Raw genomic sequence first — 19,191 nt, forward strand, 5'->3', positions numbered from 1 at the left:
CACGATCCGCCGCGCGCGCTCGGCAAACGCCAAGCCCGCCGGGGTCGCCCGCACCGCGTGGGTACTGCGGATGAACAGCTGGCTGCCTACGGCGTTTTCCAGACTATCGATACGCCGGGCGACAGCAGAAGGTGTCAGCGGATAACGCCGGGAAGCGGCGGAAAAACTGCCGGTTTCCAGCACGTCGAGGAACAGTGCAAGTTGTTCGGTTAACTGGTTGGGGTTCATGGCATTACGCTTATGCGAAGTTAGCACAGCCATTGTGCGTTGCTATGCGTTTCACTGCCAATCCCGAATGCGTAGCATGAGTCCCTGGCTTTGATAGGAATTTGACCGTGATTGAGTTCTTGATGTATCTGGTGTTCGGCGCAGCCTTGGGCACCTTAGGCGGGTTGTTTGGCATCGGCGGCGGGTTGATCGCGATCCCAGTTCTGGGTGTGTTTTTCGGGCTCGATCAGCAGGTTGCCCAGGGCACGGCGCTGGTCATGGTGGTGCCGAACGTAATGCTGGCCTTGTGGCGTTATCACCAGCGCAACCGCGTCGAATTGCGCCACGCGCTGCCGCTGGCTGTAATGGGCTTTAGTTTTGCCTGGATCGGCTCCATCTGGGCGGTGGGAATTGATGCGCAATCCATGCGCACCGGATTCGTCGCATTCCTGGTGGCCTTGTCGGTCTATAACCTTGTCCGAATGTTCACCACCAACCCGCCGGCAACTGCGCAAATGCGCTATTCATGGCCATGGCTGGCCGTGCTCGGCGCAGCGTCCGGGACCATGGGTGGTCTGTTCGGCGTCGGCGGGGCTGTGGTGGCAACGCCGGTATTGACCAGCCTGTTCGGCACCACCCAGGTCGTTGCCCAAGGGTTGTCACTGGCCCTGGCGTTGCCCAGCACCGGCGTAACACTGGTGACCTACGCCGCGCACCATCAAGTGGACTGGATGATCGGCGTGCCGTTGGCCGTCGGCGGCCTGCTCAGCATCAGTTGGGGAGTGAAGATTGCCCACGCAATGCCGGAGCGCGTGCTTCGTGGGCTATTTTGCGGCTTTCTGGTGCTGTGTGCGGTGATGCTTGCCTTTAAAGTTTGAAGCCATCGACTATATGTTCTGCCAGGCATTCAGTAATTGGCGAGGGGTTGTTCAGGTTGCGCAGTAGCATGATGCTGGCCTCGGGTAACAACGGCAAACCCTCGGCTTCACCCAGAATGCGCATGTCCGGGGTGATCAGGCTTTCCAGTTGCGCGGTCACCGCAAGGCCGGCGCTGACCACGGCCATGATCGCCGACAGACTGGAACTGTTATAGGCCACCCGATAATCATGCCCCATGGCATCCAGTGCGTTGCACGCCCATAAGCGGCAGAAACAATCGCTGTTGAACATCGCCAGCGGCAAAGGCGTCTGCTCGTGGGCATTGAAACATTGCGCTTCAGCCCAGACAAAACGCTCTTTGCGCAGCAATTGGCCGATTTCGTTGCCGGGTTCGCGGGTGACGATTGACAGGTCAAGGTCCTGGCGCTGCAGCAATTGTTTTGATGATTCGCAATGCACCTCGATCTGTATCAGCGGATAGGACTGGGCAAAACGCCGCAGGATCCCCGGCAGAAAACGCATCACGTAATCGTCCGGCGTACCGATCCGTACCATGCCTACCATATGCGGTTCGCGCAGGGTGTTGAACACTTCGCTGTGCAGTTTGAGGATGCGCCTGGCATAACCGAGCAGTACCTGGCCCTCGGGTGTCAGCCGCACCTGACGGCCGTCACGTTGGAATAGCTGGCGCTGCAGCACGTCCTCTTCCAGGCGTTTCATCTGCATGCTGACGGCCGACTGGGTGCGATTGACCTGTTCGCCCGCGCGGGTGAAACCACCCTGGTCAGCGATGGCGACGAAGGTGCGCAGGACTTCAGTGTCGATACTCGGGTAGGCGGACATACATCAATCTCCGAGATGTATTGCATAAGAAACATTCGTTGGATTGATCTTAGCGCCAGCGCGACACTTGAGCCATCCCAAACGGAGGGCAACAAGATGAAAGGTCAACAGGATGTTAGCGCTGTAGAACAACACTCCATCCACGTGGTTTCGAATCTGCTTCACAAGCTGAGCCGCTGGTATGAACTGCACCGCGAACGGGTGATGTTGGCGGGCATGAGTGATGAAGCCTTGAAGGACATCGGCCTGAGCCGCGCGGACGTGGCGCAGGAAGCCGAGCGGCATTTCTGGCAGGACCCATTGGGCAACGGTAAATGAGGCAAAAGCGCCCTTGGTACATGCTTGGTCACAACCCCATGACGCGCGGCGAAAGCCCGGGGAATGGGGTTTTTCATGGGCGGTAACTGACGCTCATATTCATTCGCTGGAGCCTGACAGGCTCCTACTGAAGACTGTCGCCTCGTTGTTGAGGAGCACCATCATGGAACGGATGTCGACCGCAGGACGCAGTACCTTCAATTACTTTACGTGGGCAATGGCCGAAGCCGCGGCGAAGATCGCGCGCTGGCGCCAATTGAGCAGGGATCGCGTCGAATTGGCGCGTTTGAGTGATGATTGTCTGCGGGATATAGGCTTGAGTCGATGTGATGTCAGGCGCGAGTGCGCCCGGCCATTCTGGGATGATCCGCTCAAGCGCTGACGCGATGCCATTGGCGTTTCTGGCGTGGACCGCTAAGGTGGGCACAGACCTCTAAACGAGTTGTTGAATGCCTACCTCCTCGCACTTTTCCTTGCTGCAAGCCAGGTGTAAGCGCGCGCCGCATTTGGCACCGCTTAACGCCGTATTTGGCACTGACAGCGCGATTCAATAGCCCCTCTCTTAGCGGTCCACTTGGCACCGCGTCGTGAATCAAACCTATCCACGGTGACAGCTGACTATCAGCTTGTGTAAGCTCTCCGATGATACTGTATGCCCATACAGCACTTGAGGAGCCTTATATGAGCAAGAATGTCGTGGTCCTGGAGACGTATCGCAAGCCCAACAAGGCAGCAAAGGTTGAGGAAGCAGAGATGCTTGATTTCCTCCTGAGCCTACCCCTGCACTTCACAAGAGAGCACTGTGCGCAGAGTAGATCGATGCTGGATTGGTCAGTCGAGGCCTTAGCGTTCCGATCAGGCGTGTCCGTGCGGGCGATACAGCAGTTCGAAAATGGGGAACGCGAGCTTCTAAGAGTCAGTCTCCAAGCCCTCTCGTACAGCCTGGAAGCTCAAGGATTGATCTTCATTCAGAACCAACCACCGCTGAGGGCAGACAACTGCCGAGGCGCGACCCCGGATCCACGGAGCCGTAGTGACTACCACTTGCTTGAATAGTTACGCTGACCGCTTCCACATGTAGACAACCAGGTATGGCGGCAGGTTGTTGTGAGCAGCGCCGCCCCCGGTTTCAGTGGTTGGTGGGGGGTTAGCGATAGTGGCAGTGGTGAGGTCATCACCGGATGTATAGGTATAAGCGCCACCTGGATCTGGGACCGGGTGCCCTTGCGGCATTCCATGACTATGCGCGGGCATTTCCCCAACCGTCAGTGCAACTTTGTACTCGCCCTGCTGCTCACCAGCCGTAAACGCTCGTTCCTCGCCCCGAGCATCAGTGCCGCTACCAACCCCAATCAACATCCGACCAGGCGCCAAAGCTACCCACTCTCCAAAGCCCAGGAGAGCCGCTGGATTAGTGTTTACGTTGGCGTTCATATAGACACTTCCGACTGGATAGGCAGCCGCCACCGAAGCCAACACGAACTCCGTAGAGGCGGCCTGCTTCGTCTTGGTGCCAGGTGCAGCCGTAGGCACGGTAGGTATACCGGTCAGCGCTGGCGATGCCAAAGGTGCCTTGGTAGCCAGTAGGCTGGTCATCGTTGTAGCGAAGTTGGGGTCGCGGCCCAGCGCATCAGCCAACTCTTTTAGTGTATCCAGCGCGGCAGGCGATGAATCGACCAGCGCCGCTATGAGAGCGTCAGTCTCTGGCTTGGTGTAATAGTTAAGGATCAACTTTCGGACAGACTTGAGCAACTGAGTATTGTCCGACGCGTCCAGTGCTGGCAGGTAAGCCAGAATGAAGTTGCATAACTCCTCCTGGATGAGGTTGAGATACTCGGCCTTGACTGGCGTAGGAGGGATACCACCAATTTCGGTTCCATAGCGGAACAGGCCACCAGGCGTGCATAAATCGGTGAAAGCGGAGACTCTGTTCATTCGTATACCTGCATTGAAACTTGGCGTATTTAATGCCCTAAAAATGCTTTGATCCGGGCATTTGCGGCTGATTATCTGGGTAACGACTCAGAGGCTAGTTGTCATCCTGATCACACTTTCCACGTCCCACTTTTCACCAGGTTGAGTGGTGTGCGTAACGCCGCCCATGGTGCTAACCGTGCTGCCGGCCACGCTGTAATAGGGCTTGTTGTAGTTGATCGCACTGGCGATATAAAACCCGCAGCTCGGCAGGCCTGGATGCTTCAGGATTTGAACGCTGGCAGAAATCCCGGACGGCCCCCAGAGCTGGGCGTCTGGCAACGAACCCAAGGTGGTGACCTGCGCGAAGCCAGTAGTAGACACGTCCTCAATCGAGGCATACGGCGCACGCATAGCCATATTGGTGATGACTTCACCTGTCGTGTCCGCAATCAACCGTTTGATTGGCAGCATCGTCAACATGGCCGCCTTCAACACCAGGGATTGAGACCAAACCACCTGCTGCGACAGTTCGATCTTCAAACCACCATCAGCGTGACTGAGGGTCACCCGCTTAACGTGGGTAGCCACTTCCTGCTGGGTGTTGCAGCGATACAAGCGAGAGTTCTGTACTAAGGTCAGCTTTTTGCCGACGTATGTGGCCACCGTGTTGAACGGGATCTGTACGCCATCTAGGAACAGTGCGGCATGGGTCTTTAGCTCGTCGCCATGGTATCCGCCGATATAATCCGGCGTGCCGGCCTCAAGGGCCGCAAGCTCGATCTCACCACCATTCAGTATTGCTTGACCACCCCGCGTCCGGGCAAAACTCATGGTCGAGGCGGTCAGGTCGCATTCGTATTGGTGCTTCAGGTGCCAGAGGTCCGAGTTACCGAAAGCGTCCGCACCGGTCGGATCGAAGGGGCGGTTTTCATAACCAATGGTTTGCTCTAGGTACTTAGCGGACCCCGACTTAGCCCCCTTGACGAACGCGCTGGCGGTGTTGCTGCCGACCTTGACCACCACGTCATCGGCAGCCAGCACCGACGGCACCCCAGCCCCAGGTGCCGATGCTGTCGGGAAGCCGCCCAGCGAGCCGAAGTCGTTGGGGCCGTTCCAATAAAAGATGGGCACCTGGCTCGGCAAGCCAAGGAAACGATCCGGGTTGGTCCCGTCATAGTATCGACCGCCCTTCACCGCTGTAACCGGCGTTTCCCCTGTGGTCACGGCCGCATCCAGATCCAGATAGGCGACGTTATTGTCTAGGGTAGAGAAGGTATAAGAACCGGCGGCCAGGGTAATCCGGCTTTGCCCGCCGATGGTTGGCAAAATCAACGTCTTGCTCCACGACAAAGTTCGGGTCGCTGGATCAAAAGTAATGACGGCGGCTTGCTTCAGCCAGACCTGGCCCACCCGAGTGGCCGTGGGTCTGCGGTCGGCCAAGACGCCGCTATACCCCAGCGTCTCATTGATAAATAGATAGACCTTGTTGTCATCGACGAAGGCCCCAGCCACCAAACCGTTAATTGGCGATGAATAGCCGCCCGTGGTGACTTGCGCAACTAGCTTGCCATCGACCAACGGCGCGTCCAGATCCACATACAACGCCTGCTGCAGCGGCACCAATACCGACGCCAGCGCGGCAACAGTCAGACTGGTATTGCCAACCCCCCGCGTGATGCGTAGATCGCCGGATGACAGCACGCAGCCTGTGCCATTGAGCAGGAAACGCGTCAACCGGCCGACAACTTGATAGGCCGGCCGCAGGCTGCGATTGCTCAAGGTTTTGTCGAGGACCGGCGCCGAAACGGAGCCAGCCGACGGCAGGACCGGACAAGCCTCGCCTCCGATGATGTCATTCAAGCAAGTGAACAAGATGAACTTGCTGTCGTCGATGTAGGAGCCGGGCGGGTTCGCCACTGCCGTCAACGGGATCGTTGAAACATGCACCACGTATTCGCCGCCAACCATCGGCTCAGCCAAGTCGACATAAGCGCATTGCCCGTCGGGCACTAGCAAGTCGGTCACCGCTTGAATATTCGCCCGAGCCTTGCCTGTGCCGGTGAAGAGGTAGAGCCGACCCCAGCTTACCGTCCAATTCAAGGTGCCGGCCACTTTAGCTGCTTTAGTAGCCCGCCCTGAGAGCTGGTAGTTTCCGCGTCGCGCAATACTGAGCACATTGGCGCTCGGAGTGCGCTTAGTCTCAACGGCGACCCCAGCCGCATTTTTATAAAGGATCGAAGTTTCCAGATCCAGAGGGCTCGGCACGCTGAAGTAACCGCCGTTGTTGGTGCCCGCCAACCCCTGAGCGGTCGTGGCATAGGTCATTGCCCCAGCCATTTGCAGAGCAACTTCACTCAGCGCAGAAGTTACTTTTTCTTGCGCCAATACGGCTTGCTTTGCCAATGTCGGAATTGGTCCTGACTCTGTCAAAACGTCAGTTAGTGCATTGCCATTAACAATCTCATGCTGCTTTCCAGAAGCGGTGATTGCCTGCGAAGCGGCTTCTGAAAGCTGCCCGGCGTAGCTGGCCAGCGCTTCGATAGTTGGTTGATCAACCATTGTTGGTACTCAAGTTAGAGGGCATGACGTAATTCACAGCATTGAATAGTTGGTCGACCGCACCCGTGATGCCATCCACCACCTCTTTGCCATAACCGAAGATCACATCGGTATTTCCAGGGCGACGTTCAGTGATCCGGTTTTCCATGGCGGAATTGATATAAGCCGTGAGCGGCGCATTAACGCGCCATGTATAAGGCCAGTCACCGGAATAGATTGAATCCCCCGTATCCAGTAGGCCGACAACGGGAATCTTGAAACTCTCAATGTTCGCCGCCACACCAAACAACGATGCCAAGCGAATAAAATAGGGAATGGACTGCCCACCAAGATCCCCCATAGCCGCAAGAACGGCCTGCACCCGCTCGTCCTGCGTCGCGCCGAGCGATGGAGTCAAACCATAGATCCGCTCCCAATCCGCAATAAACGCCCCTGCAGACTCCGGAAATATGGCCTTCTCTACAGCGTCAATACCCGCTAAAGCGTCACCCAAAACTGCAGCGTCACCTGCTAACTGTGCTTTTAAGTTCCTGCCGTTTGGATCGTACGAAACGGGTGGAAGTAACGACTGCAGTTGCTCAATTAATACTTCGCTCATGCCATCGCTTCCAAAGTTACTGTTCCGACACGAATCCAACTAATTATCGATGGATCATCGGATGCTGAAATATTGTTCGCAGGCGTCACCAGTTGAAGGTCAATAACTCCTGCCAAGCTGCTGAATGCTGCTGTTAGACGAAGGATGTAAAGGGTTTCCAAAGGGACCAAAGGATCGATAACGCCTGCAGCCGCAGACTCAGACGGCTCTTGAAGATCCACCAGGCTGAATCCGGTCTGAAGCTTGAGCCTTACGCGCACATCTACGGTTATGACAGCGGGTGTAATCACCCAAATATCGGCCCCGGCCGGAGCTACAGTCTCGATGTATGCCTGGCACGCCGCGATGACTGCTGCAGAAGAAGGGCTACCCGCTGACGTAATGACCACGTCAATCGAATTACCGCCACGACGCTTGGGGATGATTAAGGCGGTTGATACGCCGTCCACTGACAACGCCCAGCGGCGATAATCTGCAATCGATCCGCCGCTTGGGGGAAAGCGAAGTACGTCCAGGTAACGACCTAGCAGACTCTCTTGGATTTCGTCGTCAGTGCCGCCAATTAAAGCGGCAAGGGTACAACCACCATCAATCCCGAGTGGCGGACTGGTCAAAACGGCAGCACCCTCCAGCCCATTAAGGGAGGCGCCTTTCTCTGCCGTAGAAACAGGTGCAATGCCGGTCCCGCCAGATCCAATCGGTACGGTGGCCGTCGTGAACAACACGGTCCCCGTAGCAATCAGGCGAACCTGAGAGCCCATGGGCAAAGGAACACCAGGACTTCCACTTACTGCGATTGAACTGCCTGCAACGGTGGCGGACTTTGGATAAACACCGCGTGTGGCCGCGTGCCTCTTCAGTTCATCGAAGTCGGCAGTGTCTGGGAATATCTGCCTGGCAGTCCAAGAGCCCTGCTGGTGAATGCCCTCGGCAATCGCCGACGTTGAGCTGGCGCGAACGAAGTTATCGCTATCACTGGTAACGTCTGCGTCCGCAGCAAGCGAACGAATTTCCCGCAAGGCGCGAGTACGAATGGCATCGAATTTGGGAGCGTCGTAGGGCATCAGATTACGCTCACGAGATGTTCAAAGGTCTGCCTGCCGGCCGGGGTGAAAACTTCGACCAACAGCTTCAACCAGCCATCACCAGCGCGTTCTGCCGTGATGTCGATAGAGGTCGCCCGACCGTCATCGATCAGGGATTTCAAGGCGTTTTTGGCGTACTGGATGGCAAGGCCGCTAACGCGGGCCTTATCCTTCTCCCGCTTCAACTCATGAAGACGCGAGCCGAGTTCAGGCGCGGCCCAATAGCTTCCGAGGGGAGTCATGAGGCGTAGATAGACGGCGTTTGCCAGCGTCGTAATGCGCTGACCCGTCAAATCGCCAGTAGTGGGGTTTATGCCTGCGTCCATGCCCGGCAGCATGAACTTGCGAGCTCGACAAAAGAGTTTCTTGCATATGCACGAAACTCATTGTTGTGGAGAAGGTACTGGCCCACCCGGATGGCCATGGCCATTGTAGAGTTCGCGGTCCTCTTGCATGGCGCGAGTGTGGTCGGTGATCTCGCCATCCGCCTTGATGCTGCCATCCACTTTGACGTCGCCAGTTGTTTCGAGCAGCGGCGTTTCAAAGCGAACCTTCGTCCCGGCTTTAACCAGGAGCGTTTCCGTCACCACCTCGACCACCCGACCGCGCTTGAGGTGAACGTGATCGCCCTCGTCGGTATACAAAGCTACCTCACCATCCGCAAGCGTGATCCTGTAGCGACCATCCTCGCTGGCGACCACTACCGTGTGCTTGCTATTACCACCCACCGGTATAGCGATGTATTCGGCACCAGGCAGAGGCGCTGAGGTGAAGCCGTAGTGCTGGAATAACTCACCCGAGACCGTCTCACCGGCAAGGCCTTGCATATCGACCCCTATTAGCTTTCCGTGTTTATTACGGGCAGCCACGGCGCGAAAGGCCTGGCGAAACTGTTGCCTTTCTCGGCCCGCCTGCTCACGCATCATTCGCGTCATCGACATTGTCATAGCCCCTTAATCAGTTCGATGAACGCGCCGTCCTTGTTGGACTTGCCCTTATGCTTCTTCACAGGATTGCCGTCCAGCACCCACATCTTATCTTCGCGTAGACGTAGCTCAGTAATGGCGCCTTGGCCACGGGTTAGGCGAAGGGTGCGCGACATCAAAAAGTAAGTGGCGTCCAGACCATGCGGCTCACTTCGCACCTGAACACGCTGACCAGGTGCCCATACCTGACCGCTGGCAGTGCGATGCCCTTTCACTACGGCGCGAATCTCAAGCCCTTCCAAACGGCTGTCAGCAAGCAACTTACGGGCACGGGTGGTGGCCATGTCTTGGTTCTCGCTCGAACTGTCCACGATCACCTTCGGGCGGAAAATCCCACGCTTGGCCAGCGTCTCGTCCTGGATGACCGAACGCAGGTGAGACCGCGTCGTATCGTAGCCGTCATTGTCATACTGACCATGCTGCCCCAAGACGGTGATCTGGCTAAACCGGTTAGCGATAGAGCGACGCACTGATAGCCGTTCGACGTTGTTGCCTTGACCGCTCAGGTTCATCACCAGTGTATGAACCGGCGCACTGGTGTAATCGGGCCCACCGATCACCAACCGACCGTCAGGCTCAAACCATGGCCAGAGCCCATTAGCCTCGGCGACCTGCAGAAGCGCCTCCCAAGCTGACTGACCCGGCTCAATCTGAATGCGCCGTCGCGTCTTGGCTGACGCCGCCCTTATCTCGACTTTGCTCACGCCCAGGGGCTTGACCACTTGGCTGACGATATCTGCCAGTGAAGCCTCACGCATCGCCACGAATGGAGAGGAACAGTCCACTAAAGATGCGGCACCGTCACGACCGTTAATACGGATGGCGATGCCCTGGCGCGAGATATCATGCTCGAACTCATCGATCTGGCCCGTCAACACTCGATCACCGCCCAGAGTCAGAATGCATGGCGTACCTTCAACCAGGACGCTTGGCAGTTGAGTTGTCTCGCGGGTGTACAACTCCATCTCAAAGGCATCGGAAGGGGTAAGCAGATCCGACTCCACTGACCAGCCGTCCCACGTCGCGTGGGCCAGCCCGCCAATGGTCAAAGTGATGGCTTCACTTGGCGTAGGCACGCAGCACCTCTCCTGCAGGAATACTGTACGGCCGTGTCAGTCCTGGATTGAGCCGGAGTAACTCGGCTGCCCGTGAATGATCGGAGTACCAGCGAAACGCCAACAGGCGGAGGCTGCTTGGAGTTTGCACAGTACGCAGGATCAAGGGCGGGCTCTGCAGGATGACTGAACGAGCCCGAGCCTGAACAAGATGGGCAATATTGCGAAGCGACTCAATGACTGGCAAGGCGTCCTCGATGCCGTAGAGACGGCGTTGCAGCAGGATTGCTGACTGGATCAACGAGCGCACCAGGTTAACCAGGCTTTCCAGTTCATCCGGGCTCAACGTCGGGATTTCGGACTCGGCCTCGATCACCACTGATGCCGCTTGAGCATGTGACAAGGCGAGCTCCGTGATGACCAGGACAACCAATGCCAAACCCGATGCTGCCAACGGATCGACGGGCATGGCTTCCGGCAAGCCCTCGTCCGATGGCGTCTGACCTTGGCGTGCCGAAGCCAGCAAGGATGCCCCAGCATTACCGGCTTCGCCGGTCAGACTCGATGCACCTGGTACAGCTGCAGGAACACCACCACGGGCCAGCAGATCGCTTGAAGTGGTTGGGGTACTGTCCTGGATCGCTCTTCTAATTTCAGTCGGGGTCTGAGCTAGATTCACCAGCGGGTCGAAGGCTGAAAGCGGATCGCCCTTCGCCATCGAGACGACGCCCGATACGACGCCCATGATCTGTGAACGCAGCTGCTCAAGGCGCAGGCCGATGCCGGGCAGCCCAAGAGCTCTTTCGAGTAGGCCGGTCCAGCCTCCACCGATCCAGCCCTGCACGTCGGCTACCAGGGAGTCCACACTGGCCAACAGATCGAACAAGCCGTCCTGCCACGAATACTCGTCGCCCAACATCAGGCTTGCCTCATCGACAAAGACGAACTGGCGCTTGAAGAAGGGTTCATCAGGCTTTTGCTCGATGAACTGCAGGGAGACCTCAGCGTAATCCGGCCTGTTGGCCGTGTGCTGAACGCTCCAGTTGTAGGCTATGACACTGACGCTGCCATAAATCGGATGGACCAGTTCACCTGGCCCAATGGTGTCCAGCGCTGCAAGCAATGCCTGCAGCGCAATTTCGTAGTTAGTCCCGAACAACACGACCCGCATGGCAAAGGCTCGGGCACCACGCCCCAAGTCTTCCACCGAATCACCGTCCTGGTAAGGAGTGCCGTGCTGAGCAATTGCTCTTTGCGCCTGCAGGTTTTCATCAATCACATCTAAAGGAACGCCCCGATAGGAGGCATCCAAAAGCGTCTCTGACCAGCTCATTAACCGCGCCTCAATTGAATGCCAACACGTCGCTCCATCTCGGCCTGAAATGCCTCAGAGTCAAACCGCAGGTCGATAATTAGTGGTTTTTCCAGAAGTGTTTTTAGGCGCTGTTCAGCGGCCTGATTGGCACCGGCCGCACTCATTGGAGCAACGCCCGCGTTAACTAGCTTGGCGGCCATACCCGTGGCCCAGCTATTGGCTCCGGCAACGGAGGAGCCCGATGAGGTTAGGCCGGTTTGACCTTGCGCCAGGCGTCTGGCGTTTTCCGACAGCCAGTCAGAGGAGGCCTCTGGATTTTTGTTGGCCAGGTCAATCCGGTTTCGGTAGAACGCCGCCTCATAGGTGCGCTGATCGCCGTTGATCAGCTTGTTACGAGGCACCATCGCCAAGCGAGCCTCGTCAGTTTGCTGACCTGAGGAACCGCCTATTTGCATGGCGCCAAAGGCCAACACAGCTGGGGCTAGCCATTTACTCTTGTCCGCCTCGGACGCCAAGTCAGAGAGACCGCTATCCTCGTTATTAGGCCAATTGGTGACGAAAACTGACGTTACCCCTGTGGCTTCTTCCAGGACTTTGCCAACCGCTATGTTCTTGAGGGTTTCAGGGCCACCCATGAACTTGTCCAGCAACGCACCAACACCCGCCGTGGCGCCACGTCCGGCGTAGTAAGCACCCGCGCCCAAAGCAAGCCCGCCGCCCAGCATTTGTTCGCCGCTCAAATTCAAGTCATCGAGCAGGTAGCCCCCGAACTGAGCAAACTCTTTGTTGAGCGGTTGGGCCATACGGTCAATCGCCTCGGCAAAGGTGGTCTTCATGCGGTTTGCTACAGCCGTGGCGCTCTCGGTGTTTTCCTTTAGATCTCGATTAAGCACTGGCTCTGCAGCGTTTATTTTCGCTGTCTGCTCATTGAAGGTCGCAAGCCGGTCGCCACCGAGCATGATCCGCATACCTCGAACAGTATCCTGGTCCATGCTCTTGAAGACCGTGCCCATGAACTGCGCCCGCTGTTGGTCCGTCTTCATGGCGTCATACTTGCGCTTCAAATCGCCCATAACGTCAGTTGGGTTGCGCGAGCTGCCGTCGCCATTGAAGAACTTCACGCCGCTGCTCTTCGTCACCTGGTCACGGTATTGTTTCACGCTGAAGACCCGAAGCGTCGAGTCAGCAAGTGTTCCAAGGCGATCCGGCTGCATCTCTACGGTCGATAGCGTCTCCACGAATGCAAGCGCCTGAGACAGGCCCATGCCCGCCGCTTGAGCAGATCCACCGATCTTGGGGAACAGGTCGGCCAGGTTCTCTAGCTCAGCGTTACCGAGGCGACCGGCCACAGTCATCTTCTGCAGCAGATCGAGGGCAGCGCCGGCCTTGTTCAGATCGATATTGAACGCACTGGCACCCGCTACCGTGGCCTTGCCCAGCACCGCCGAGTCGGCTCCGCTGACGGCCGTGGTTTGCCCAATGGCATCTGCAGTCTTTTTGGCGGCGTCATAGTTCACGCCTGAAGCAATTAGCGTGTTGAAGCCGCTGTCCACGCCCGCACGATCCAAGCCGTAAGTCTTCGCAATGCGAAAACCTTCCTGACGCCATTCATCACGCTGGACCGAGGTCATCCCAGCAGTCTGCTGGGTACGGATCAATTGGCGGTCGAGCCTGGCGCTGCCGGTCAACCCGGCCGCAACACCGACACCAACCCCAAGACCCGCCAACCGCCCTTGCACCGAAGTGCCAAGCCCTTTAATGCGGTTGAATTCTTCACGGACGCCAGTGGCCAGCGTTTTGAGCAACCGAAGATTGCGACCGCCATTCAGAGCCAGACGTCGAAAGCTGGTCTCGGTGCGGTCGACACTTTGGCGCAGAGGATCGATGCCCTCGCGAGCAGTACGGACCAGTTCGGCTTTGGTCTCACGGGCAGCCTGGCGCCCAACCTGGCCAAGTTGCTTCAGGTCTGACGTAGTTTGTTGGACGCCTTGACGAAACACGCCACTGCCTTGGGTGGTGGCTTCACGCATGGCCTGACGGATAATTTTGTAACTGGCGGCACCCGCCTGACCCGTTTTGCTTATCGCATTGGTCGCCTTCCCAGACTCATCGGCCAACGCCTTGGCGCCGTCTTTTCCAGCCTTGCGCAGATCTCGCTCAATGGCTTGAATCTCGCGCCGACTGTTGCCCGACGTGGCTTGAATGCGGAGCGCTACGCGCAGATCTGAACTCATGGATGAAACTCCTGCACGCCATTATATAAAGAAGAAAGGCCCGTTTCCGGGCCTTTGGTCACTTCTGCGCAGGCCCAGCCTCAGAGCCGGCACTCCAACACAATGTGTTTCGGCCACCTGGTTGGATGTTGATCCAGAACACGCCCGGTTCAGGAGGCACGAATCCGAGACGCTCAGCCGCGATGACCAGGTCTTCCTGGAACGCATCCATCGGCGCCTTTGCATCGGGTGATGCCAACGCGTTGACGCGATGGGCGCGCATGTTCGCGTCGAGCGCCTCGAAGCTCGCCAGATCAAGGCTGATGTATACGATTGGAGTCATTTGGTTTTGCCCTTGCGCTTGCTGACGTATCGGGTGGTGTCCTTCTTGCGACCCACCAGAAGATCAAGGCGCACCTCGATCTCTGGACGGGTCATCGACCGGATTTCATCTAAGCGATAGCCGTGTCGGACAAGGGCGTGTTCGATACGTCGCCAGTCGTTGGAACCGCGCTCGGCGGCGCGAGCTTTTTTTCCAGAACTTCATCGGCCCGGCCTAACAGCGCCAGATCGGTCTCCGTCAGCTCGTCCAGGAGCAACTCCGTTGTCAGCGATGCGGCCGGAATATCACCCAAGGCCAATAGCTGACGACGGAAGACATCAACGGTAATCAGCTGAAGCGGACCCTGTGGATTGTCTTGCTGAGCACCAACCAAATCGCCTGCCATTGGCACACGCAAGGTAAAGCTTTTGTGACGCGAGCCCGCGAAGTACACACCAACTGCCAGCTCACCCGATTCGGTTAATCCATCCCAACGCTTGTCGACAGTCATCGCTTTATTCCGTGTAGTAGTTGAGTGCGGCCAGAGTCAGGTCGCGGGTCGCTTCACCTTCGAGCTGGTACTTGCTGCCCATTTCAATGAGCGATACACCCGTCCAGGACTCGCGATCACCGCCACCGTCCACCGGCTCGATGGTGATCTTGGCGTCCAACATCGCCCGCCAGTTCGGCTCACCCGACTTGGGAATGGCCACGGATACGCGCAGGTCGTAATCCTCAACACCGGAAGCCGTACCCAAGGGCCGCTTCTTACGGTTCATGGTTTTGACGATGGTGCGACCGGTCTTCAGCGTGTGCTCAAGACTCTTGATCTCGTAGTCTTCACCATTGATGGAAAGGACGATTTGTCCAACATAGATATCTGACATAGGTGCGGCCTCGGATTACAGGAGCAGGTCGATGCGACCGGCGAACACGTGCAGACCGTTCACCACATCGGCGGGAATGGAAGCGTTCAAGCGGTTCACGTCTTGCAGCGAACGCTCAACAATCAGGGCGCCCGCATTGGCATCGACCTCTTCGAGGATCTCCAGCTCTTCGCACTTTTTCGCAACGTCGAGCAGTTCGCTACGCACTGCAGCTGGCGTTCTGCTGGATAGCTTGGATCGCGGGAATCGCAGACGGATACGATCACGGCACGCCTGCCGGAAGTAATACAGAATCCGCATGGTGGTCAGGTCGAGCAGCGACACATCCGTCGCCCCGGTGGCGTTCTTTGTATAAGTGCTGACCGCTCGGACGATTTGCACCTGGTCACCCGGCCCAACCTCCAAAGGCGTGATGCCGTTGGCCAGGCAAGTCTCCTGCTCAGTACGGCCTAACCGACTGGCGATTGGCGGCACCTTGATGCCGGTTAAGACCAAGGTGTTCAAAGGTCGGGCCGGATCTTCTTCAGAAGCGATCAGCGCCGCGTAGGCAGCAGCGACCTGACGCGAAGTCGACGCAGTACCTGGCAAAAGCGCCAGGGTAATCGGTCCCGAGTTGAGCGCAGTGGCCATCGCAGTCGCTGCAGAGATGGTCGACGTCAAGGCGCCAACGCCTAGGATCGATTGCTGCTCAACCGAATCGGTGTAGGTGTTGATGTGAGTTCGCAGGGCCGTCATTGCAGCCTGACTGAACCAGGCAGGCACCAGGATGGTGAATTTGCCCATCGCAGTCGCAGCCAACGCGGCACTGATGTCGGGCTCTTGACCGTCGGTCACGGTTACACCAACGCACGAAATGGCCAGGTAACGGTAAGTGTCTATCGCCGCAGCTACCATCTCCTGAGCGACGACACCAAACTGGGCCAAGGCCTCATCGGCGCTGTAGACCTGACCAGGAACATGAGCAACGGCGGTTGCATCTTCGTCCAAAGGTACGATGAGGCAAATGCTTTGCGCGTTGGACGGCAGAGTGCGCACGGCCAACTTGGTATTGAACTCCATGTACACACCCGGCTTGCGGATGCTTGCTGGAATAGTGTCAAAGTCGATAGTCATTGCTTGACTCCTTTGGCGGTTTGTTTGGCACTGCGACCGGGCGATTTGGTGTCAGCAATTACGCGCAATTCGCCGGCTGCGATACGGCGCTGGTAGTAGGAGGTGTTGGCTACTTCTACCGCCTCGGCCGGCTCTGGCTGGATGAACCCCGCCTTTTTATTCAAATGATCCGGCTGCATAGGCACCGGATCTGTCGTGGCGATTACGCGCATTACAGATTCCTCAAATCGATGTTGTCTGTTGCAGTTGTCTCGGGGTTATCGCTCGGCACGTGGTACGAAATATCGATGCCTTCGAGGTCTGGCAGCGGCTCCTCGGGGATCACCCAATCCAGATCGATGGAGAAGCTCTGCCCAAGCACCGAGAGGTGATCGGACTGAAACTTGCCGGTGACCAGGTTGGCGAACTCAGTAGGCGATGCACGCGCCCCATCAGGCTTGTGCTGCCAGCCAGTCAGCAGGCGCATACAGCTTTCCCAAATCCAGTAGCTGCCCGGATCTGCAGTGATGGTGCCGCGACGAGTGGCTTTCTCATCTCGGACTGACTTGCTGGAGATGACCAGGCGGAACACCACTGCAGCGCTATAACGGCGTTGGCCTTGGCGACGGAACACCACCCGAGGCGTAGTGAGCATCACCGATGGCGTGCCCTTGATCAGATCAACCAGCAGATCTGGATCACTCAGCTCGCCGCCATACGTCTTGATCGTCAGGCGCGGGAGCTGCTTTTTCAGCTCCGCAAGCCTGGCCTCAATGGCGTCTTCCAGATCCCCCAACATCAGAGGCGGCTCAGCGTGTTGCGGCTGAACAGTCGCGGTGCATGGGTGATGGCCAAGCCTGACTGGCCTGACTCAGATGCCCCGCGCTTTTCATCCTCAGCGGCCAGACTCTCCAGCCGCTTGATGATGTCCTTGTAACGCAGCCGCACGCTCGACTCTGCATTGGCCTTCTCGCCATACAGATGAAACCGGGTCAGCTCGGGCAGGTCTTCAGCGACCCAAGCCGGCGCGTCCTCACCCAGACGGCGATAACGCAGATAGAACTGAACTTCGCTCCGGGCACGGGTGGCGGCATCGGCAATCCGTGCCAGCGCCGCAACGGCGGCCGCCACATCATCAGCATCCCATCCCGCCAGATCGTCGCCCTTGGCGGCTGCTTCCAGCAGAGCAGGCTCAATGGGATTGAAGGTGTCAGGAACGGCCAGGCTGGCCATTTCCGAAGCACCGAAACGAGCGATGAGGACAAGCGCACCAGGTAGCGAGAGATTCATTTGGACGCCTTCACACGGCCGGTCTTAGCACCAGTTGCCTGAGGCTTCGACGCACCAGGCGCCGAGCCTGTTTGTGTGCCACCACCTTCCAACCCGTCCTCGCTCTCATCGCCGTCAACCTCTTCCGGTTCTTCCACACCCTCAAGCACGATCAGTTGCGGCTCGCCCTTGAGCGCCTCCAGTTGCTCTTCGCTGAAGGCATCATCGGCGTGGTAAGTGCCCGCACTGAGATGAGCGATCCCAGCGCGACGGAAGCCATCGCGCATTGCTCTGATGAATAAGGCCATGGGTTAGGCGTCCGTACCGGTGGAGCCGTATGCGGTCTGCCAGAGGCCATAGCCACCAGCCGCACGTGCTTCAGCGCCGAACTTGAATTTCTTACGGTTGAACACATCGTCCGCTTCGGCGTCGATCTGCTGGACAAATACCGGGGCCTTACGCTCCTGGTAAATGAACGGCTTCACCGGCAGGCTGGTGTCGAGCAGGAACCAGGCAGTGTCCGAAGTCAGGCGGCCGGAGACCACCAATTCGGCAGTGCCCTTGTAGATGTTGGTTTTGCCATCTTCCAGACGATCAGCCGTGAGCAAGGCGCGGCCAACGTCTTCCAGCGCCTTTGGCACCAGGAGAACGGTTGCCGTGATGTTCAGCGGGCGGCCATCTTCGTCCATGAACTTGCCCATGGCAGTGCGTGCGGCACCGTAACTGGCCATGGCGAGCGCTTGAGTTGCAATCGAAAGCTTCTTGGTGCCCTTGTTGCTGACACTTTGATCGCCAACCGGGTGGTCGGTATCAAAGAAGTATTGATCGTCGTAGCACGGACTGGTGAAGGCAGCGTTGACCACGTCAAAAATGATTTCATCCGGCAGTTGCTTCGCCGAGTGCCCCGCCATTTGCGCCTGAGGTGCATAAACGCCCAGCAGATCGTCTTCGATATCGTTGCGGTCGACCTCGACGGTCGCCTCAAAGTCTTCGTTGACAACCGTGTACTTGAACGCCTTCAGGCTTTTGATGTGCTTCTCGCCGATCCAGCGGCGCATACGCGGGAAGGAAGACAGCCACGCGTAAAGGTTGCTGCCCGTGCTGGACGGAACCTTCATCGCAATCTTTTCCCAGTTGCTAGGAGCAGTGGTGAACGCATTGTTGAACAGCGTCTTGAGTGCGACAAACGCCGCGTTGATCGAAGCTTTATTTACCAGCATGCGCAATGCGCTCCTATATATAGAGGGTTACTCGACCCAAACACCGTCGGTATCGATGCCAACGATTCGGCCAGCGACGGAGCGAGTACCGCCCCCATCAGTGGCCGCAACAGTTCCGTCATCCACCACATAGGCGTTCTTCAACAGCTGGGCCTGAGCGATGGAGCCGTCATTAGTCCACTTGAAAGCCTTGTTACGGCGGACCGCCACGCGAGCTGCGCCGGCCGCACCGGACGTGTTGTCGACAAACTCTTCAGCTCGACCGGCGTAGGTCAAACCCGTCGCGGTGACACCCGACACGGCAAAGCCGGCCGCATTGAGCATCACCAGGCTGCCCGCAAAGATTCGCGAGCTGGCAGCCATGCCAATCACCAGGATGTCGGTGGCCTTCATTGAGGTATTACGGTCTTGAGTCAGTGGCACGGG

The 19,191-nt window shown here is 57.7% G+C and carries 25 protein-coding genes; 4 read left to right on the top strand and 21 right to left on the bottom strand.

Features of this window, described 5'->3' with window-relative positions; translation table 11 throughout:
* Window positions 1-228, bottom strand: a 228-nt coding sequence (locus L9059_RS13340) for a helix-turn-helix domain-containing protein (RefSeq protein WP_247291504.1), incomplete at its 3' end; no start/stop codon positions are given.
* A 107-nt stretch (window positions 229-335) separates the two neighbouring features.
* Between L9059_RS13340 and L9059_RS13345 the strand changes: the two genes are divergently transcribed.
* The gene (locus L9059_RS13345; protein ID WP_247291505.1) at window positions 336-1,085 is read left to right on the top strand and encodes a sulfite exporter TauE/SafE family protein; all 750 of its coding nucleotides are present in this window, start codon (window positions 336-338) and stop codon (window positions 1,083-1,085) included.
* On the opposite strand, the gene L9059_RS13350 is transcribed toward L9059_RS13345, so the two are convergent.
* Window positions 1,075-1,929 carry a LysR family transcriptional regulator gene (locus L9059_RS13350; RefSeq protein WP_247291506.1) on the bottom strand — a complete coding sequence of 285 codons (855 nt, stop codon included), beginning with the start codon at window positions 1,927-1,929 and terminating at the stop codon, window positions 1,075-1,077. The two genes, L9059_RS13345 and L9059_RS13350, sit on opposite strands and share 11 nt — an antisense overlap.
* A 96-nt stretch (window positions 1,930-2,025) precedes the next feature.
* Here L9059_RS13350 and L9059_RS13355 point away from each other — a divergent pair, with 96 nt between their 5' ends.
* From L9059_RS13355 to L9059_RS13365, 3 genes are all read left to right on the top strand, one after another.
* A complete protein-coding gene (locus tag L9059_RS13355) occupies window positions 2,026-2,247 on the top strand; it encodes a DUF1127 domain-containing protein (protein ID WP_247291507.1) in 222 nt (73 codons plus the stop codon).
* A gap of 163 nt (window positions 2,248-2,410) precedes the next feature.
* Window positions 2,411-2,629 carry a DUF1127 domain-containing protein gene (locus L9059_RS13360; RefSeq protein ID WP_247291508.1) on the top strand — a complete coding sequence of 73 codons (219 nt, stop codon included), beginning with the start codon at window positions 2,411-2,413 and terminating at the stop codon, window positions 2,627-2,629.
* 299 nt (window positions 2,630-2,928) lie between these two features.
* Window positions 2,929-3,303 (top strand): helix-turn-helix domain-containing protein, encoded by a 375-nt coding sequence (locus L9059_RS13365; RefSeq protein ID WP_428480269.1) that lies wholly within the window; start codon window positions 2,929-2,931, stop codon window positions 3,301-3,303.
* Here the strand turns inward: L9059_RS13365 and L9059_RS13370 are convergent, their stop codons facing one another.
* From L9059_RS13370 to L9059_RS13460, 19 genes are all read right to left on the bottom strand, one after another.
* Window positions 3,304-4,182, bottom strand: a complete 879-nt coding sequence (locus tag L9059_RS13370; RefSeq protein ID WP_247291509.1) for a phage baseplate protein — start codon at window positions 4,180-4,182, stop codon at window positions 3,304-3,306.
* Between the two features lie 87 nt (window positions 4,183-4,269).
* Window positions 4,270-6,723 carry a hypothetical protein gene (locus L9059_RS13375; protein ID WP_247291510.1) on the bottom strand — a complete coding sequence of 818 codons (2,454 nt, stop codon included), beginning with the start codon at window positions 6,721-6,723 and terminating at the stop codon, window positions 4,270-4,272.
* Complete coding sequence (locus tag L9059_RS13380) at window positions 6,716-7,321, bottom strand: putative phage tail protein (protein WP_247291511.1); 606 nt, start codon at window positions 7,319-7,321, stop codon at window positions 6,716-6,718. The genes L9059_RS13375 and L9059_RS13380 overlap by 8 nt, the downstream gene beginning before the upstream one ends.
* A complete protein-coding gene (locus L9059_RS13385) occupies window positions 7,318-8,385 on the bottom strand; it encodes a baseplate J/gp47 family protein (RefSeq protein ID WP_247291512.1) in 1,068 nt (355 codons plus the stop codon). Before L9059_RS13385 ends, L9059_RS13380 begins: the two co-directional genes overlap by 4 nt.
* Window positions 8,385-8,744: a phage GP46 family protein gene (locus L9059_RS13390; protein WP_247291513.1), complete on the bottom strand. Its 360-nt coding sequence runs from the start codon at window positions 8,742-8,744 to the stop codon at window positions 8,385-8,387. Before L9059_RS13390 ends, L9059_RS13385 begins: the two co-directional genes overlap by 1 nt.
* A 45-nt stretch (window positions 8,745-8,789) precedes the next feature.
* Entirely contained in the window at window positions 8,790-9,347 is a 558-nt protein-coding gene (locus tag L9059_RS13395) for a phage baseplate assembly protein domain-containing protein (RefSeq protein ID WP_247291514.1), read from the bottom strand.
* A 2-nt stretch (window positions 9,348-9,349) separates the two neighbouring features.
* Window positions 9,350-10,468, bottom strand: a complete 1,119-nt coding sequence (locus L9059_RS13400; protein WP_247291515.1) for a phage baseplate assembly protein — start codon at window positions 10,466-10,468, stop codon at window positions 9,350-9,352.
* A complete protein-coding gene (locus L9059_RS13405; protein WP_247291516.1) occupies window positions 10,452-11,780 on the bottom strand; it encodes a DNA circularization protein in 1,329 nt (442 codons plus the stop codon). Before L9059_RS13405 ends, L9059_RS13400 begins: the two co-directional genes overlap by 17 nt.
* A complete protein-coding gene (locus L9059_RS13410) occupies window positions 11,780-13,996 on the bottom strand; it encodes a phage tail tape measure protein (protein WP_247291517.1) in 2,217 nt (738 codons plus the stop codon). The genes L9059_RS13405 and L9059_RS13410 overlap by 1 nt, the downstream gene beginning before the upstream one ends.
* A gap of 58 nt (window positions 13,997-14,054) precedes the next feature.
* Window positions 14,055-14,318, bottom strand: coding sequence for a hypothetical protein (locus L9059_RS13415; protein WP_247291518.1), 264 nt, complete (start codon window positions 14,316-14,318; stop codon window positions 14,055-14,057).
* Between the two features lie 109 nt (window positions 14,319-14,427).
* Window positions 14,428-14,808, bottom strand: a complete 381-nt coding sequence (locus L9059_RS13420; protein ID WP_205894109.1) for a hypothetical protein — start codon at window positions 14,806-14,808, stop codon at window positions 14,428-14,430.
* Window positions 14,809-14,812: 4 nt separating this feature from the next.
* Window positions 14,813-15,184 (bottom strand): phage tail protein, encoded by a 372-nt coding sequence (locus tag L9059_RS13425; protein WP_205894108.1) that lies wholly within the window; start codon window positions 15,182-15,184, stop codon window positions 14,813-14,815.
* A gap of 15 nt (window positions 15,185-15,199) precedes the next feature.
* The gene (locus tag L9059_RS13430; protein WP_247291519.1) at window positions 15,200-16,297 is read right to left on the bottom strand and encodes a phage tail sheath subtilisin-like domain-containing protein; all 1,098 of its coding nucleotides are present in this window, start codon (window positions 16,295-16,297) and stop codon (window positions 15,200-15,202) included.
* Complete coding sequence (locus tag L9059_RS13435; RefSeq protein WP_247291520.1) at window positions 16,294-16,509, bottom strand: DUF2635 domain-containing protein; 216 nt, start codon at window positions 16,507-16,509, stop codon at window positions 16,294-16,296. The genes L9059_RS13430 and L9059_RS13435 overlap by 4 nt, the downstream gene beginning before the upstream one ends.
* Window positions 16,509-17,075 (bottom strand): phage protein Gp37, encoded by a 567-nt coding sequence (locus L9059_RS13440; RefSeq protein WP_247291521.1) that lies wholly within the window; start codon window positions 17,073-17,075, stop codon window positions 16,509-16,511. Before L9059_RS13440 ends, L9059_RS13435 begins: the two co-directional genes overlap by 1 nt.
* Window positions 17,075-17,566 carry a phage protein Gp36 family protein gene (locus tag L9059_RS13445; RefSeq protein ID WP_247291522.1) on the bottom strand — a complete coding sequence of 164 codons (492 nt, stop codon included), beginning with the start codon at window positions 17,564-17,566 and terminating at the stop codon, window positions 17,075-17,077. Before L9059_RS13445 ends, L9059_RS13440 begins: the two co-directional genes overlap by 1 nt.
* Window positions 17,563-17,853 carry an HI1506-related protein gene (locus tag L9059_RS13450; RefSeq protein WP_247291523.1) on the bottom strand — a complete coding sequence of 97 codons (291 nt, stop codon included), beginning with the start codon at window positions 17,851-17,853 and terminating at the stop codon, window positions 17,563-17,565. Before L9059_RS13450 ends, L9059_RS13445 begins: the two co-directional genes overlap by 4 nt.
* A gap of 3 nt (window positions 17,854-17,856) precedes the next feature.
* Window positions 17,857-18,765 carry a Mu-like prophage major head subunit gpT family protein gene (locus L9059_RS13455; protein WP_247291524.1) on the bottom strand — a complete coding sequence of 303 codons (909 nt, stop codon included), beginning with the start codon at window positions 18,763-18,765 and terminating at the stop codon, window positions 17,857-17,859.
* Between the two features lie 27 nt (window positions 18,766-18,792).
* Entirely contained in the window at window positions 18,793-19,188 is a 396-nt protein-coding gene (locus L9059_RS13460; protein WP_247291525.1) for a hypothetical protein, read from the bottom strand.
* Window positions 19,189-19,191 lie beyond the last annotated feature (3 nt).

The organism is Pseudomonas violetae, assembly GCF_023072615.1.
GTDB lineage: Bacteria > Pseudomonadota > Gammaproteobacteria > Pseudomonadales > Pseudomonadaceae > Aquipseudomonas > Aquipseudomonas violetae.